Source organism: Cohaesibacter sp. ES.047 (genome assembly GCF_900215505.1).
Classification (GTDB): Bacteria; Pseudomonadota; Alphaproteobacteria; order Rhizobiales; family Cohaesibacteraceae; genus Cohaesibacter.
Genome location: NZ_LT907844.1, coordinates 1,156,445 through 1,173,222, shown reverse-complemented (window position 1 = coordinate 1,173,222; position 16,778 = coordinate 1,156,445). Strand labels below are relative to the sequence as shown.

Sequence of the window (16,778 nt, the reverse complement as noted above, 5' to 3'; positions counted from 1 at the left end):
CTCCGATCAGCAGTAGCCACCCGCCTTCAGGGTATTGTAGGCCGCGATCACATCCTGAAGACGTTCCTCGCAAGCCCGATCCCCTTTGTTGAGGTCGGGATGGTTTTCCTTTAGCAGACGCTTGTAAGCCTTCTTCACATCGTCAGATGTCGCTGGCAGGCTCAGCCCGAGTGTTTCAAACGCCTTGGCTTCAAGCGGGCGCAGCTTGCGGGTCTGGTTCTGATGGCGGGAGCGACGTTTGGCACGCTCTGCGGCGCGCTGGCTGCTTCCATCGGAAAATCCGTTGGCTTCCCAGCTCTTGCCGCGCGCAGCTCCGGCTCGATGGGTTTCGTTGCCCCAGGCGTTGACACCCATTTCCCAGGTCGGACGACCACCCGTTGCCGTGCTGGCTTTTGCTGTATCAGCCTCGTCGTCATCCATACCGGTGAAATAGTTATAGTTGCGATTGAATTCGCGGGCATGCACTTCGCAGAAATTGTGATATTCCCGCTTGGCAGTTCCCCGCTTGGGAGCCTTGCAGCCGCCTTTTTTTTCACAACCAGGCCATTCGCACACTTCTGCTGCCTGTTGCTTTTTCTTGCGATCTACATCAGGCTTGATGCGGATGGAGTCGAAAAGTTTCGAGTCGAGTTTCATGAATCTATGCTTGTCTCCGGACGCTTGTTTGTCACGCTCTTGAGGACTTTGTGTTCATACAAACGATAAACGCTCAGTGAATGTCGGGTTCAATACACCACACGATGGGGCAGACATTTGACATATCTGCCTTATGTGGTCGGTTCGAACAGGTAATTTTCAACGCAAGGCCAAAATGCTATCAGGATCCTTGCTTTTGGAAACAGAATCTCCATCTGCAAAATACCGTAACTCATGGACGCGAGTTCAAATCACCTCAAATTTGGAAGTGCAACACTTCACCATTCCTAGCCATGACCGTCAAGAACAAGATCGAGAAAAAGCTAAACAATCGACTTCAACCCACAGCGCTTGAAGTGATTGATGAATCCCACCTGCACGCAGGCCATGCCCATGCTCCGGCAGGAGGCCAGAGCCACTTCCGCGTCAGAATCTCAAGCCCCGCCTTTGCAGGCTTGAGCCGGATCGACGCCCATAGAATGGTCCACGATGCTATCAAAGAAGAGCTCGAAGGTCCAATCCACGCCCTTGCGCTTGAGATCATTCGCCCGCAATAACGATCATATAAGCGGCCGGCTTCGTGCAATCAAGCCTGAACAGCAACGCCGCATTAGCGCACTGGGGTAATCCTGAGTGACGTGATCCGGTTGCGTTCCTTGCGAAGAACCCGGAAGCGGAAATTGTAGAAGGTGAACCCCTGCCCCGGCTCGGGAATCTGCCGGGCTTCATGGATGACCAACCCGGCGATAGTGGTCGCCTCCTCGTCGGGCAACTCCCAATCGAGCGCCCGGTTGAGGTCTCGGATCGGCACATTGCCGTCCACCAGAACGGAGCCATCCGGCTCTTTGCTCACGCCCTTGACGTCGATATCGTGCTCATCGGAAATATCGCCAACGATTTCCTCGAGAATATCTTCCAGCGTCACCAGCCCCATCACTTCGCCATATTCATCAACCACCAGCGCAAAATGGCTTTTCTTTTTCAGAAAGGCGTTGAGCTGGGCCTTAAGGCTCGTGGTATCGGGAACGAACCACGGCTCACGTGCAACCGTGCGAAAATCGATCTTGGTAACATCGCCCTTGGTATCCGCGAGTGCGCGCAAAAGATCCTTAGAATGGATCACGCCAACGAAATTGTCCTGCTCACCCTGCCATAGCGGAATGCGCGTGTAGGGGCTCTTGAGCACCTGTTCGACAATGAACTCAACCCCATCATCGAGGTTGATCGACACCACATTCGTGCGATGGACCATGACGTCGGACACATCGAGTTCTTCAAGATCAAGCAATCCCCCGAACCGGTCCCGATCATCCTTGACCACCGATCCTTCCATATGCAGCAGATCCACTGCTCCGCGCAATTCGTCCTGACCGGACTGAAGCTGTCCCCCTTTGGTGTCCACACCCAGCAGGCGTAACAGACCGACAACGACCCATTCAACCGTCGCAACGATCGGCCCGAGTAGATAGGTCAGCACCCGAACGGACGGACCGACACGCTGGGCAAAGGAATCAGGATTGGAAATCGCCCATGTCTTGGGCAGCACCTCGGCAAACACCAGCACCACCACCGTCATCACAAGAGTCGCATAGACAACCCCCGTATCACCGAACAGGGTGATGAAAAGGCTGGTCGCCAGCGCCGAAGCAAGAATATTGACAAGGTTGTTGCCAAGCAGCAGCGAGCCGATCAGGCGCTCGCGAATTTGCAGCAGTTCATTCACCGCCTGCGCACCCGGTTCACCCGCTTTTTCCTTCTGATGCATCCGCGCCCGCGACGCCGCGGTCAGGGCGGTTTCCGAACCGGAAAAGAACCCCGACACGACAATCAGGCACAGGATAGCAAGAGCAGTGAACCAAAGACTGGTGAGCATTAGCGCAGTTTCTCCTCAAGGAAGGCACGCAAGGTCGCCGGATCCACGCCCTTTTCAACAAAGGACTGACCAAGACCGCGGGTCAGAATGAAGGTCAAGCTCCCTCGGGATACCTTCTTGTCCTGAGCGATAAAGTCCATCAAAAGGTCGACATTGGGCAATTGTCCGGGTATGGCCCCTATATGGGTAGGCAACCCTACGGTTTGCAAGTGGGCGACGACGCGATCAGTCACCAACGGATCGCATAGCCCGAGCCGGGCCGAGAATTCATACGCCAGCACCATGCCTATGGCCACACCTTCTCCATGCACGATGCGCTCGGCATCATACTCGGCCATGCCCTCAAGCGCATGTCCGAACGTATGACCAAGATTGAGCAGCGCCCGCTGGTTGGCTTCGCGCTCATCGGCAGCCACGACATCGGCCTTGGCCTGACAGGACCGGGCAATCGCTTCCTCTCGCTCGGGTCCCCCATCAAAAATGCCCTGCCAGTTGGCTTCCAGCCATTCAAAGAAATCAGGCTGATTGATGAGCCCATATTTGGCAACTTCAGCATAGCCGGCGCGGAAATCACGCGGTGATAACGTATCCAGCACCGCTGTATCCGCCAGCACCAGATGCGGCTGATTGAACAGACCGATCAGGTTCTTGCCATGGCCTGTGTTGATGCCGGTCTTGCCACCGACCGAGCTGTCGACCTGCGCCAAAAGCGTGGTCGGCACCTGAATGAATCGCATGCCGCGACGGATGATACCGGCAACGAATCCTGCCAGATCACCGATGACACCGCCCCCGAGCGCAATGACCAGATCGCCCCGCTCAAGCCGCGTATCGAGCACCCCGTCGCAGGCGGCCATCAGCCCGGCATAGCTCTTAGTCTTCTCGCCCGGCTCCATCACGATGACGTGGGGCATGACCCCCGCGGCCCTGAGGGACGTCTCGGCGGCTTCCAGATGAAACTTGGCAACGGTTCTGTCGGTGATGATGACCGCTCTTGACGCAGGAAACATCGAGGAAAAGCGCTCACCCAATTCGCCCAGCACCGAACGGCCGATGACGATCTGGTAGCTTCGATCCCCAAGCGAAACATCAACCAATTGATGCGCCACAGCGTCGTCTATCGTTGCGTTGCTCACCTCGCCCCTGCCTTTCGTCATCCTGTCACCTGCTTGTCTGGTCTTTGTTCGGTCGCCATCTGCCCGGTGCACTCAGTCAGAAAGCCCCAAGGTCTTTTCGAGTTCTTCGATCACCGAATTGACAATCACTTCATGCGGCTCAGCGACGGACATCACCGTTGCATCGGCGAGGGCATAGACAGGATAGCGCGCATCGATCAGCCGGTGCATGACACCTTCGGGATCTGGATCCTGAAGCAACGGACGGTGCGACCGGCGGCGAACGCGGGCCATCAGGACATCGAACTCGGCCTTCAGCCACACCGAAACGCCGCGCTCGCCCACCAGTTGCCGCGTCTCTTCATTCATCCACGCGCCGCCACCGGTGGCAAGCACCTGATCCCCATCGTCCATCAATCGGGCGATCACCTTCTTCTCACCGTCGCGAAAATGCGCCTCGCCATGTTGTTCGAAGATTTCGGCAATTGACATGTTGGCGGCAGCTTCGATTTCGTGATCCGCATCGCGAAAGGGAATCGACAGACGGGCCGCCAACCGCCGCCCGATCGTCGTCTTGCCTGCTCCCATCAAACCGATCAAAACGATCGGTCGCCCGCCAAGGGCTGAGAGCAAGGTCTGCTCACGCGTACCAGGATTGTGTTTGCTATTCGCCATTCCATTCCGTCTCACAGCTCGTCCGCCATCGTTTGAGCTTGAAACAGCCAGACTGTCAAGCAACTGTTGCATCATCGGCGAAAAAGGAGACATCCCTTCCCCAATTCCGCCCAAAGAGCAGAATAGAACTGGAAAATCATGGGCAAAAAAATGACAATCTGTTTTCATTGATGCTAGGCTCATGACGAATTTAGACGAAATCAAGCCACATCAGGAAGCGTTCATGCCCAGTCTGATCAAAGCAATCGTACTCTTACTTGTTCTGTCCGGTCTGGTCGCTGGCGGCATCTTCGCACTTGCCAATTTCGTCGAGCCGTCGCCACGAGAAATGGTGATCCGCATTCCAGCCAAAAATCTCAAATAGCCTTGCCATCAGCCGCGAGGCGCATCGAGTGAGCAACCTGTGCCGATAAGCAACCGTCAGGCCATCAATCTGTTTCTGGACGCCATGAGCGCCGAAAAGGGCGCGTCACCCAATACGCTCGACGCCTACCAGAAGGATCTGGACGATCTGGACGGCACCCTGTCGGGCAAGAAGATGCGCTTCGAGACCTGCGACACGGATGCCCTGCGCGGCTATCTTGCCGATCTGGCCGAGCGGGATCTGGCGGCATCGACGGTCGCGCGCAAACTGTCCGCCATCCGCCAGCTGTTTGGCTTTCTCTATCGCGACGGCTTTCGATCTGATGATCCCTCAACCCCGCTCAAGGCCCCCAAACGCAACCGACCGCTGCCAAAGATTCTCACGGTTCAGGAAGTGGACCGGCTGATCGAAGCGGCCCGGTTCAATGCGTCGCTCGAAGGCCCGACACCCAAACGGCAGATCCGGGCCATGCGTCTTTATGTGTTGCTCGAGTTGCTCTATGCCACCGGCCTGCGGGTGTCCGAACTGGTCTCCCTTCCCGCGTCTGCTGCGCATCAGGATGGTCAGTTTCTGGCCGTCGTTGGCAAGGGCAGCAAAGAACGTCTGGTTCCGCTGTCAGACCGGGCAAAAGAGGCCATGCGCGATTATCGAAGATTGCTTACTGATACCGGCGGCGCAGGCACGCCAACCGCAAGGCAATGGCTTTTCCCGTCCTCTGGCGATACGGGACACTACACGCGTCAGGCCTTCGCACGTGAATTGAAGTCCCTTGCGGATGATGTGGGGCTCAAGGCCGCCTCGGTTTCCCCCCACGTCTTGCGCCATGCCTTTGCCAGTCACCTGCTGCAAAATGGAGCCAACCTGCGCGCTGTTCAGAAACTTCTTGGCCACAGCGATATTTCAACCACCCAGATCTATACCCATATAATGGATGAAAAGCTGATGGAGTTGGTGGAGCAGCATCACCCTTTGTCGGACAAGTCCGCAGCGAACCACCCCAAGCTCATGGGCAAAAAGGAATGAGTGCTAAAGGGTTCAAAAATGGATGGGAAATGGCCCGGTTGCGGCATCGAGCGCGGGTTTAACTTTGATTTGGAATAACCGGAAATCAGGGATCGCCTCGTGAGCTGTCGCTTGACACCGGGACCGCAAGGGTTCAACGTGCCGCCGATTAATGGGCATATCTTTTAGGTAACGAAACTGGATCAGACGTCGAATGCATAGCTATCTCGAATTCGAAAAACCTGTAGCAGACCTCGAGGGCAAAGTTCAGGAATTGCTCGCGATGCAGGACAATGGCGAAGCCGTCGATGTGGGCGAAGAAATCACGCGCCTGCAGACCAAGGCAGACACCGCCATGAAGGAGATCTATTCCGATCTGACCCCATGGCACAAAACCCAGATTGCCCGCCATCCGGATCGCCCCCACTTCATCGACTATATCAAGGGCCTGATCGACGAATTCACGCCCCTTGCCGGAGATCGCAAATTTGCCGAAGACGAGGCCATTCAGGCTGGTTTCGGACGCTTTCGCGGACGCCCTGTCGCCGTTATCGGACAGGAAAAGGGCAATGATACGGACAGCCGCCTCAAGCACAATTTCGGCATGGCCCGTCCTGAAGGCTATCGTAAGGCCGTGCGCATCATGGAACTGGCAGAACGGTTCAACATGCCGCTGATCACCTTTGTCGACACGGCAGGGGCCTACCCCGGCATCGGAGCCGAAGAGCGCGGACAGGCCGAAGCCATTGCACGGTCAACCGATGCATGTCTTGCCATGGGCACACCGAACGTCTCGATCATAATCGGCGAAGGGGGCTCGGGCGGCGCCATCGCCATTGCCACGGCAAACCGGGTCATTATGCTCGAGCATTCCATCTACAGCGTGATCTCTCCGGAAGGCGCCGCCTCAATCCTGTGGCGCGATTCCACCAAGGCGCAGGAAGCTGCCACCAACATGAAGATCACGGCACAGGATCTGATGGATCTGGGCATCATTGATCGCATCATCTCCGAACCGGTTGGCGGCGCCCATCGCGCACCGGCCAAAATTATCGAGCGCACCGGCAATATGATCGCCGATTGCCTTGAGGAATTTGACGGCAAGACAGCCGCAGAAATCCGCCAGCTACGCCGCGAAAAATTCCTCGCCATCGGCTCCAAGCTCTAGCGCGGAGCCCCTGCGCCAAAGACAGCTTAAGATCCATGACCAACGGCCACGCCTCAAACTGAAGGCGAGGCCGTTTTCATTTGTAGCGACGATGATCCCCGGTTTTCCAGACACATCTCGGTGAGAAACGACATAGGCCCTATTCTCGCCGCATGAATTTCCACTAGTATGCAGAAGGACGGATCCCGTTTCGGTAACCGGCTATCAACCACTCCCGGTTACTGTTTATACACTTCGTCGAACCGACGATGACGCACACCCTGAGGCCGCCCGATGCAAGGGTATCGCGAGCACGGCCCGGAACCGAATAAGCAGATGGACACGGCCAGTCATACCGTCCCAGCCTGACAAGGAAGCGCTCACGTGCAGAAAGACCCGATCAAGCATATGAACAGACTACGCATTCTGGCCATTGCTGCTCTCGCCTCAATCGCGCTTGCGGGGTGCAACCCCGAACTGATGGAAGACGGCAAGCATCTTCAGCCTCTGTCGCCCAAGATCAAGTCTCAGATCAGAAAGATTGATTCCAGCGCTGCGGCTCCGCTCTATGTTCGCATTTTCAAGGAAGAATCGGTTCTGGAAGCCTGGAAGCAGACCGATGACGGCACCTATGCACTGCTGAAGACATATCCCATATGCGCCTATTCGGGAAAAATCGGCCCAAAGAAGGAAGAAGGCGACCGTCAGGCTCCCGAAGGTTTCTACACCATCAGGCCCGGCCAGATGAACCCGAAATCCAGCTACTATCTGTCGTTCAACCTGGGCTACCCCAACAAGTTCGACCGATCTTATGGCCGCACCGGCGCGCACCTCATGGTACACGGTTCCTGTTCGTCACGGGGCTGCTACGCCATGGAAGACGCGCCAATCGCAGAGATCTATGCCCTTGGCCGCGAAGCCTTCGACGGTGGGCAACGCGCCTTTCAGGTCGATGCCTTCCCGTTCCGCATGACACCTGAGAATATGGCGCGCGTGCGCAACAGCGAGCATTTCGGCTTCTGGCAGAATATCAAGAACGGGTACGATCATTTCCAGATCACCAAGAAGCCCCCAAAGGTCGAGGTCTGCAACAGAACCTATGTCTTCGACCCACAAGGTGCGACACACTTCAATGCGACCGGGCCTTGCCCGGACTATACGCTGGAGCCGAGCCTGCTAGCCTCCTTGAAAAAGCTGCGCGCCAAAGAGAATGAGCGCTTTCGTGTCGCCGTGGCCAAGCTTGAAGAAAAGCGGCAGGAAAAACAGACAGAAACGGCAACCGAGATGGTCGACGCCCAGATGGACCTGCTCGAACGCAAGCAGCGCATCGCCGAGGGCAAGAATCCGGATGGCTTCATCGCTGGCCTGATCAAGGGTGCCCCAGCCCCAACTGAGCCAGACCCAATCCAGCCAGGCCCAATCCAGCCAGACAATACACCCAAGGCCACTCCGGCCAGCCAGAAGGGCAATTTCTTCACGAAGCTGACGAAGACCCTGACAAACCCGTTTGATGAACAAGCAGCCAGCACCGAGGCCACAGGTGATGGCAATGGCGATGGCAATGGTGATGGCCAAGCACTTCCAGTGCTTCCCGAAACCAAACCGTGAAGGCGTTTTGAACGCCAAACGCGCCCCGAACCTTTGTCGGGACGCGACCGTTGCTTGGAGAAATGCCGAGGCTAACAATCGCTTCAGGCAGGACGGAAGCCCATGCGCAAACCACCCCAGTGGCGGCCATTGACGTAGATGGGCGCAGAAATGTCCTTCATCAACACATAGGCTCCGCCGCCCATGTCCCGCCGGTAGGTCTGAAGAAGAAACGGCTCCGTGCTGCGGCCAGCCGCCAGCCCCACCCGATCATCAAAGATGCGCCGGTTGCGACAGTTGGCAGCATTCCAGACGGGATCATCGCTCTGAGGCTTGGAAAAGACCTTGTTGTGGGTTGGCAGATAGCCATTCTTGTCCACCGCTGCAACGAAAACAACCGAGTCATGTTCGGCAACGATGGGTTCCTGAAACCCCGGCATGACACGATCAGTCATTGCGGTAAACGGCGCCGTGACCTGTTCCGGATTGGTGTTCGGGATCGGCGTATAGCTACTGTCGAACAGGTCCTTTTCGCTAATCCGGCCAGCCCGCACTTCCTCTTCAAAGGCCTTGCCAATGTCCTTGGACAGGCTCTGGATCGCTTCGATGCAGAAGGTGTTTTCAGTCTGCACCCCGCTCATCGAGGAAACCGCCACCATCCGATCTGCCACGGCAACAGCCTCGACCATCCGCTTACTGGCATCATTCAATCCGCTGTGCGTGCTGTCAAAAGCCCTGTGCACCAGTTCGACATCCTCAACCAGAGTTCCGATAGACTGCGTGGTGTCGCTGACTTGTGTCTTGATGGATTCGGACGCGTTCCTGATCGACTGGAACGCAGCATCCAGCCCCTGAATCATGCCATGAACCTGCGCTGTGCTGGATTCCACATCCGTCATGGAGCTGGTCGCCTCGCCACTCAAAGAAATGAGTGCTTCGGCTTCCTGATCCAGCTCGGACAGGGTTGCTCCAATCGTCTCAGTGGCCTTGCTGGTTTGAGCCGCCAGATCCTTCACTTCGGCGGCCACAACGGCAAAGCCCTTGCCTGCTTCGCCGGCACGGGCCGCTTCGATGGTGGCATTGAGCGCCAACAGGTTGGTCTGGCGAGCGATCGCATCGATCGCTCCCGCCACATCACGCACCGAGGAAAAGGCGGTCTGCAGCCCGTGCAACTGGCTGCTGATGCCAGACACGGCCTGCATCAGATCAGACACCTTGCTCAGGGTATCGTCAATCAACTGACGCCCCTCGACGACATCGTTCGATGTTTGATCGGCAATTTCCAACGACTGCGTGGCCGCGTCAAGAATACGCTCATTCGAGGACTGTACATCACCGGATATGCTGACCAACTGGGATAAAGACTGGAAACAGTCCGCAGTTTCATTGTTGATCTGCTCGATCTGCCCCGCAACATCCGCCATGGTTTGACCAAGACCGTTCAGGTCGAAGATCGTTTGCACAATGCTTTTTTCGTCGATCTTTGGTTTGGCCACCTCAACACCGTCTAAATCTTGCTCCACATGTTCAACGAGATCTGTTTCCATAACATCCGTCTGCGTGTTTGAGTTTTTTGCAGTCTTGGAAAATGCGAACATAATCCCTCCAGTCGTTCATGCTGCCTATTTTTGTGCTTGTTCTGAATAAATCTGCAACCCTCAAGTTAATAAAGATCAAAAAACTTGAGGTTTAGTAAAATTTGCCGATTATTCTGGTTCGGGTTTGCTATAGGTCGCGTCATTAGACTGGTGCCGCGACGTCAACGAAAAGTCAGGACATCTCGAATGACACGGTTGACCCGCACAGAAAAGGACGTTAAACGTTACGTTATAACATAACAATTCACTTGAAGGACTGACAATCAGTATCATGAAAAACATCCGTCACAGCCTCAAGACATTCATCGGCACCTGTGCCGTCAGTACAGTGTGCCTTGCTCTCCCGGCCGTAGCTGCTCCCAAGGTAGTGGCATCGATTGCCCCTGTTCATTCCATCACCGCTGCTATTCTGCAGGGTGTCGCCAAGCCGGAACTGCTGGTTGAACCTTCCGGCTCCCCCCACAACACCCAGCTGCGCCCCTCTCAGGTCACGAGCCTGCAGCAAGCGGATGTGATCGTTTGGGTCGGCCCCAATCTTGAAGCCTTTCTTGACAAGCCGATCGATACGCTCCCGAAAGGTGCCAACGTCCTGACCTTGTCCGAAGCAGACGGAATCTCGTTCTTGCCGGTACGCGAAGGTGGCAACTGGGAAAAGCACGATCATGACCATGACCATGGAGACCATGATCACGAAGCAGCGCACGAGCATGAACACGAAGATCATGACCATGACGCCGCGCATGAACATGAACACGAAGACCATGATCACGATGCCGCGCACGAACATGAAGACGAAGATCATGACCACGAAACAGCGCATGAACATGAGCACGAAGGTCATGACCATGAGGGCCACCATGACGACCCCCACATCTGGCTTGACCCGGCAAACGCCATCAAGATGGCCCATGCCATTGCTGGCGAGCTCTCAGAGATCGATCCGGAGCACAAGGACAGATACCTTGCCAATGAGACCGCGTTTGTCAAAAAAATGAATGCCATCGTCGAAAAGGACAGCGCAAAACTGAAGGGTCTGTCGGACAAACCCTATTTCGTCTTCCATGACGCCTATCAGTATTTTGAAAATCGCTTTGACATGCATGCAACCGGATCCATCACACTGCATCCGGGCGTCAATCCGGGAGCGGCCCGCATTCGCGAAATCCGCGAGAAGCTGAAAACGGCTAAAGCGATCTGCCTGTTTGCCGAACCACAATTCTCGCCGAAAATCCTGAATGTCCTCACCGAAGGCACGGGCGCAAAAGTGAGCACACTTGATCCCATCGGGGCAAATTTGCAGCCCGGACCGGATCTGTACCCCAAGCTCATCGAATACAACGTCAACCAGCTGAGTGGATGCCTCAAAGAGCAATGAGCGATCAGGGGCAGCTGCTATCCGCAGCTCCAGCACGTCGAAACAATCCCGGTCAAGACGTGATCGACACAAGCTTATGATGGCATTTGCAAGGATGAAGCGGGCAGGTCACTGCCCGCTTCTTTTTATAGTAGGCCCTATTCGCTCTCGTGCAGAAAGTCAGGCCCAAGGCTCAGGATGTTCTGGTCCGGGTCATTGATAGCCGAGGCATCCTTGCCGGCATAATCGAGACTGGTGAGGAAATGGCGCAGCACGTTGAGCCGCGCCCGACGCTTGTCATTCGACCGCACGATGACCCACGGTGCCACATCCGTATGAGACTGCTTGAGCATCCGGTCCCGCGCCCGGGTATAATCGTCCCATTTGTCGAGCGCTTCGAGATCCATGGGAGAAAGCTTCCAGTGCTTGAGAGGACTGTGCCGCCGATCATGGAACCGCTTGAGCTGCATCTCTTGCCCGACATTCAGCCAGAATTTAAACAATTTGGTGCCGCTATCGATGATCGTCTGTTCAAAGCCCGGCACGTCCTGCAAGAACTTGGCAGTCTGCTCATGGGTGCAAAAGCCCATCACCGGCTCGACACCGGCACGGTTATACCAGGATCGATCGAACAGAACGATTTCACCACTGGTGGGGAATTGCTCGATGTAGCGCTGGAAGTACCACTGGCCCTCCTCGACATCGCTGGGCTTGGACAGGGCCACGACCCGAACAAACCGCGAGTTGGTATATTGGGTGAAGCGCTTGATCGTGCCACCCTTGCCGGCTGCATCACGGCCTTCAAATACGCAGATAATTCTCTGCCCGGTGTCCTGAACCCATTGCTGGACCTTCACCAGTTCGATCTGCAGAGTTTCTAGTTCTTTCTCGTATTTCTTGCGCTTGAGCTTCTTCTCATACGGATAGCCACCGCTTTCCATGACGAAGTCTTTCAGCTCTTTGGGAAAGACTGGATCATTAATGTCAAATCGCTTGGACATGAACTGTGTCTCTTTCTCTCGACCGAGGTGTTGGATCCTCCAAACCCTAACGTCAACAAACACTGGAAACCAGCCCGCACAGACCAATCTGTCACACAATCATCACATTATCCCACCACCCAAGAGCGCCTATAGGCGCAATTGTGTTGCCGACCGAATTCCAGTAGACCTTTTACTCTCGCAACCAAAGACACCACGATCAGAGGAATGCTTTCGTGATTCAGGTTCCCTTTCTGCGCGCCTTGGCCACCGCCTTGTTGCTCTTGCTCATGCTTGCGCTTTCGCCCCTCGCACAGGCGCAGCAGGCCGACACATCACTGGCCGAAAGCCTGACGACCCGCCTTGACCGCATCGAAGCAGCCCTCAACCGGGACAGTCTGGTCGAAAACGACTTTACAGGCCTGCGCGAAGAACTTCAGCAAGTGGTAGAGGAAGCAAGCAACAAGAAGGACGAGTTGCAGCCGACCCTGACGGAAGATCGGGCTCGCCTCGAGGCACTCAAACCAGAAGAGACCGAAGAGGGCGATACCGCCAACCCCGAATCCGCGACCCTGAAAGAAAGACGAAGTGACCTCGAGGATCAGGTTGCCGCCCTTGATGCCGAAGTTAAACTTTTGACGGCCAATTCGGTGCGGGCAACCCAGATGCTCAACAAGATCACGCTGGCCAGACAGCAGCGGTTCACCGAGCAATTGTTCAACCGCAGCAGTTCCCTTCTCAATCCGAACCTCTGGCTCGACGGGCTGACGGGCCTTCAGGTGACCGGCAATGCAATGAGCTTCCTGGTCTCGGATTGGGCCTCGTTCCTGTCCTCCAAGGCGGCCGGACAGATCTGGCAGATTGTCGGCATGATCCTGCTCATCGCCTTTCTCATTGCGGGGCCGTTGCGCAACCTTTTGTTCAACGGTGTTAGCCGTCTGGCGCGTCTGGAAACCCCGAACGCACTGCAGCGCAGCCTGCATGCGGCATGGTCGATCTTTGTCTACACCTTTGTTCCCTTTCTCATCCTGTTTGCGGTCTTGCTGATCCTGAAGAACGCCGAACTGGTTCCACCGCGCGTCAATGAATTCATCAACAAACTCGGCTACGTCATTCTCAGCATTTCACTTGGGTATGGTCTCGTGCGCGTGCTCACCGCGCCCACCAAACCCCAATATCGTCTGTTGAACCTGACCACCAGCAGCGCGCACAAGCTTTTCGGTGTGGCCATTGTGTTGCTGATCATAACAGGTATTGACCTAACCTTCCGGGAAACACAGCAGCTTCTCTTCACGCCCATCGAAACGACGATCCTTATCTCGGGCGTTTCGGCAGTGCTCGTTGCTGTCCTTATCTGGCTTGCAATGCGCATTACCCTTGGCGATCTCGAGCAGGATGACGACGATCAGGAAGACGGCATGACCTCGACACCGAGTGTCAGTGCCGATGTATCCGCCTCGAATTTCCTGCCCGGCTTCATCTCGGTGTTCAAACCGCTTGTCTGGTTGGCCAGTGTTAGCATCATCCTGTCCATCATTCTGGGCTATGTTTCCCTTGGCACGTTCCTGGCCGAGCAGATGCTGCGCATCTTTGTCATTCTGGCGCTATTGGGCGTCTTCACCGCCTTGCTGGACAACTTCTTTGCCGAAGGGCTCGACGTCAGCAACCCGCGGGTCCGCAAGGGCGCCCATTCCATCGGCATTCCCCTGCGGGCCGTCAATCAGATCGGCGTACTTCTCAATGGCTTGCTGCGGATCCTTCTTTACATCGCTGCCGCCCTCTTGATCTTTGCCCCGTGGGGGGTTCAGTCGACAGACTTCCTGTCGTCCATGCGACGGGCGATTTTCAGCGTCGAGATCGGGGATCTGACCATTTCACCGATCGCGATTCTGGGCGCTCTGGCGGTCTTTTTCATCGCACTTGTGCTGGTCCGCAGCGTCCAGCGCTGGATGGAGCGCAGCCTGCTGCCCGCGACCAATCTCGATACGGGCCTCAAGAACTCGATACAGACAAGCGTCGGCTATATCGGCTTCATTGTCGCTGCCATGCTGGCCTTTTCCTATATGGGACTGGATCTCTCCAATATCGCCCTTGTCGCTGGTGCGCTCTCGGTTGGTATCGGTTTTGGCTTGCAGAGCATCGTCAACAACTTCGTCTCCGGCCTCATCCTTCTGGTTGAGCGACCGATCAAAACCGGCGACTGGGTAGTTGTTGGCGAGCATCAGGGCTTTGTTCAGAAGATCTCGGTGCGCGCAACCAAGATCGAGACCTTCGACCGGGCCACGGTCATCCTGCCCAACTCCGAACTGATCTCGAACCGGGTGATGAACTGGATGCACAACGGGGCCATGGGGCGCATCGTCGTGCCGGTCGGGGTATCCTATGACGCGGACCCGGAACAGGTGCGGGAAATCCTCAAGCGCGTGGCGAACGAGTCTCCTCTTGTGGCCAGCTACCCCGAACCGGATGTATACTTCCTCAACTTCGGCGACTCCTCACTCGATTTCGATGTCCGCTGCTATGTCCACGATGTGCTGACATCCCTCGTCACATCAAGCGAATTGCGCTTTGAGATTTTCAAGGCTCTCAAGGAAGCAGGGATCGAGATTCCCTACCCGCAGAGAGATGTGCATATCCGTTCGGTCTCCTCACCGAACCTCGACAAACAACTTGCCTTGTCTCCCGATGAAGCGCAGGAAACCCGCGAACCAGCCGCCCCGCGACAGGACGAAGTCGACCTGCCCGGCGCATCACAAGGCGTGGATGAAGGACCCGGTCAAAATGCTTAAGTCACTGACAAAAACTCTCGTGCTTGCTGGCCTTGTCGGTGCGCTGCTCACCGCCTGCACCAGCGGGCCGGATTTGCAGACACCGGCCATGTACGAGCGCCTCAACAAGGACAACGCCAAGGTTGATCCGCAGGCCGCGCTCGAACTCGTCAACGCCTATCGCAAGCGCAATGGTCTTGGCACACTGACCCTGAGCCCAAGGCTGGCCGCGGCCGCACAGGAACAGTCGGACGCCATGGCCAGCAGCGGGCGCGTCGATCATGCATTGAGCAAGAACCAGACTTTGATAAAACGTCTTGGTCGCGCAGGCTATGATCCCGTTCTGGCCACCGAGAATATCGGCGCTGGCTACTGGAGCCTTGCGGAAGCCTTTTCCGGCTGGCGGGATTCCCGGCGGCATAATCTCAACATGCTCAAGAAGGGCGTGACCGAGATGGGTATCGCGACAAGTTATCGGGAAAATGTGAAATACAAGGTGTTCTGGACACTTATCCTGGCCAAGCCCGACGAGCCGCCCATATCTCAGGCGGTCTCAACCGATCAGCCTCGGCCCAACACCTTTTTCGCCCAGTAACGCGCTTTATCCTTCAGCAGGATAGAGGCACGCAGGCTTTGAGCCGCCGCGATGCCGTGGCTGTTCAGTGGCACGTAAAGCCGGCCAAAACTGCGCCGACCCGACCAGATATGCTCGGCCACCGGATGGCCGGCATCGGCTAGGCTGTCGACATAATCGATGGTGTCATCCCGCAGCGCTTCCTGACTGACATGCATCAACACATGCACCCCCGGAGAGAACCGCTTGTAGACCTCGTCCATGCCGGTTTTCCAGGTAAAAAGACCCCGACCAGCACGAAGCGATATCAGCCCGGCGATGCACTTGTCATCAAGCATCATCAGATCGATCTGACCAAGGCCGTCACGGATCATGGCGGGCATGAAGCTCTCCACAAAGGTCCGCGATCCATGATCAACCGCCAGAGCGGTTCCGCTCTTGGCTTTCCAGCCAGAGGCTTCGGTCCGCAGAAACACATCCATGGCTTCGGTCAGATCAAGATCGCCGCGAGTCGAGCGGAAGTGCACCTGTCCAAGCTCGGAAAGCCGGCGCAACTGTCGTCCTGTCGTCTTACGCTTGTTGCGGCTGAGCGACAGTCCCGCATATTCACCGTCAGGCTCGTCCGGATTGATCTGGGCATCCAGAAAAGCCCGCTGATGCTCGTGAGACGATAGCAACAGACGTGAAATATCCCGGTCCAGCCGGTCACTGAGCCAACTGGAAAGCCAGCCACGCTCTTGCGCCTCCAGCGGGAAATAGGGCCAGACGATGACATCAGCGCCGGAGGCATCAGCCATGCGATCAAGAGCATTGCAAAACGCCGCTTCCGTTCGCGTCCAGTCGCCAGCGGCTAGGGTGTGGGATGAGAAACCAGCCCCCAGAGGTGCTGTTCCGTGCGCCAGAAAGGTCGCAATCTTGGCCCCGAGAGAGGGAAGCAAGCGTTTCACGTCCCAGGCAAAGTCGTAGCCCTGCTCACTGATGGCATGGAGCGGCCCCGGACGGAGCCGACCTTCACTCGCACGCACGAATGCTTCATGCATGAATGGATTATCGAACTGATCCACTATGCTTGTGCTTTGCAGGTCACTGCCTGTCAGAGATATGT

General features: G+C 56.3%; 15 protein-coding genes. 8 read left to right on the top strand and 7 right to left on the bottom strand.

What is annotated here, in order from left to right; genetic code table 11:
- Nucleotides 1-6: 6 nt before the first annotated feature.
- Nucleotides 7-636, bottom strand: a complete 630-nt coding sequence (locus CPH65_RS05200; protein ID WP_096172441.1) for a J domain-containing protein — start codon at nucleotides 634-636, stop codon at nucleotides 7-9.
- Nucleotides 637-929: 293 nt separating this feature from the next.
- Between CPH65_RS05200 and CPH65_RS05195 the strand changes: the two genes are divergently transcribed.
- On the top strand, nucleotides 930-1,193 hold the full coding sequence (locus tag CPH65_RS05195) for a BolA family transcriptional regulator (protein WP_096172440.1): 264 nt from the start codon (nucleotides 930-932) through the stop codon (nucleotides 1,191-1,193).
- 53 nt (nucleotides 1,194-1,246) lie between these two features.
- On the opposite strand, the gene CPH65_RS05190 is transcribed toward CPH65_RS05195, so the two are convergent.
- From CPH65_RS05190 to CPH65_RS05180, 3 genes are read right to left on the bottom strand one after another with little or no spacing between them, the layout of a single operon-like run.
- Nucleotides 1,247-2,509, bottom strand: a complete 1,263-nt coding sequence (locus CPH65_RS05190) for an HlyC/CorC family transporter (RefSeq protein ID WP_096172439.1) — start codon at nucleotides 2,507-2,509, stop codon at nucleotides 1,247-1,249.
- On the bottom strand, nucleotides 2,509-3,666 hold the full coding sequence (aroB, locus tag CPH65_RS05185; RefSeq protein ID WP_096172438.1) for a 3-dehydroquinate synthase: 1,158 nt from the start codon (nucleotides 3,664-3,666) through the stop codon (nucleotides 2,509-2,511). Before aroB ends, CPH65_RS05190 begins: the two co-directional genes overlap by 1 nt.
- Before the next feature lie 51 nt (nucleotides 3,667-3,717).
- Nucleotides 3,718-4,299: a shikimate kinase gene (locus CPH65_RS05180; protein WP_096172437.1), complete on the bottom strand. Its 582-nt coding sequence runs from the start codon at nucleotides 4,297-4,299 to the stop codon at nucleotides 3,718-3,720.
- A gap of 223 nt (nucleotides 4,300-4,522) precedes the next feature.
- Between CPH65_RS05180 and CPH65_RS05175 the strand changes: the two genes are divergently transcribed.
- From CPH65_RS05175 to CPH65_RS05160, 4 genes are all read left to right on the top strand, one after another.
- Entirely contained in the window at nucleotides 4,523-4,663 is a 141-nt protein-coding gene (locus CPH65_RS05175) for a histidine kinase (protein ID WP_096176252.1), read from the top strand.
- Nucleotides 4,664-4,702: 39 nt separating this feature from the next.
- Nucleotides 4,703-5,686, top strand: a complete 984-nt coding sequence (locus CPH65_RS05170; protein ID WP_256385210.1) for a site-specific tyrosine recombinase XerD — start codon at nucleotides 4,703-4,705, stop codon at nucleotides 5,684-5,686.
- Nucleotides 5,687-5,879: 193 nt separating this feature from the next.
- The gene (locus CPH65_RS05165) at nucleotides 5,880-6,833 is read left to right on the top strand and encodes an acetyl-CoA carboxylase carboxyltransferase subunit alpha (RefSeq protein WP_096172436.1); all 954 of its coding nucleotides are present in this window, start codon (nucleotides 5,880-5,882) and stop codon (nucleotides 6,831-6,833) included.
- Between the two features lie 363 nt (nucleotides 6,834-7,196).
- A complete protein-coding gene (locus tag CPH65_RS05160) occupies nucleotides 7,197-8,420 on the top strand; it encodes a murein L,D-transpeptidase family protein (RefSeq protein ID WP_096172435.1) in 1,224 nt (407 codons plus the stop codon).
- Nucleotides 8,421-8,503: 83 nt separating this feature from the next.
- Here the strand turns inward: CPH65_RS05160 and CPH65_RS05155 are convergent, their stop codons facing one another.
- Nucleotides 8,504-9,946 carry a methyl-accepting chemotaxis protein gene (locus tag CPH65_RS05155; protein WP_172891457.1) on the bottom strand — a complete coding sequence of 481 codons (1,443 nt, stop codon included), beginning with the start codon at nucleotides 9,944-9,946 and terminating at the stop codon, nucleotides 8,504-8,506.
- A gap of 322 nt (nucleotides 9,947-10,268) precedes the next feature.
- On the opposite strand from CPH65_RS05155, the gene CPH65_RS05150 reads away from it, so the two are divergent.
- A complete protein-coding gene (locus tag CPH65_RS05150) occupies nucleotides 10,269-11,372 on the top strand; it encodes a zinc ABC transporter substrate-binding protein (protein ID WP_096172433.1) in 1,104 nt (367 codons plus the stop codon).
- A gap of 137 nt (nucleotides 11,373-11,509) precedes the next feature.
- Here CPH65_RS05150 and ppk2 read toward each other — a convergent pair whose 3' ends face one another.
- Entirely contained in the window at nucleotides 11,510-12,352 is an 843-nt protein-coding gene (gene ppk2, locus CPH65_RS05145) for a polyphosphate kinase 2 (protein WP_096172432.1), read from the bottom strand.
- Between the two features lie 215 nt (nucleotides 12,353-12,567).
- On the opposite strand from ppk2, the gene CPH65_RS05140 reads away from it, so the two are divergent.
- Nucleotides 12,568-15,120 (top strand): DUF3772 domain-containing protein, encoded by a 2,553-nt coding sequence (locus CPH65_RS05140; protein WP_096172431.1) that lies wholly within the window; start codon nucleotides 12,568-12,570, stop codon nucleotides 15,118-15,120.
- Nucleotides 15,113-15,694 carry a CAP domain-containing protein gene (locus CPH65_RS05135; RefSeq protein WP_096176250.1) on the top strand — a complete coding sequence of 194 codons (582 nt, stop codon included), beginning with the start codon at nucleotides 15,113-15,115 and terminating at the stop codon, nucleotides 15,692-15,694. Before CPH65_RS05140 ends, CPH65_RS05135 begins: the two co-directional genes overlap by 8 nt.
- Here CPH65_RS05135 and CPH65_RS05130 read toward each other — a convergent pair.
- Entirely contained in the window at nucleotides 15,661-16,713 is a 1,053-nt protein-coding gene (locus CPH65_RS05130) for a GNAT family N-acetyltransferase (RefSeq protein ID WP_157747512.1), read from the bottom strand. The two genes, CPH65_RS05135 and CPH65_RS05130, sit on opposite strands and share 34 nt — an antisense overlap.
- Nucleotides 16,714-16,778 lie beyond the last annotated feature (65 nt).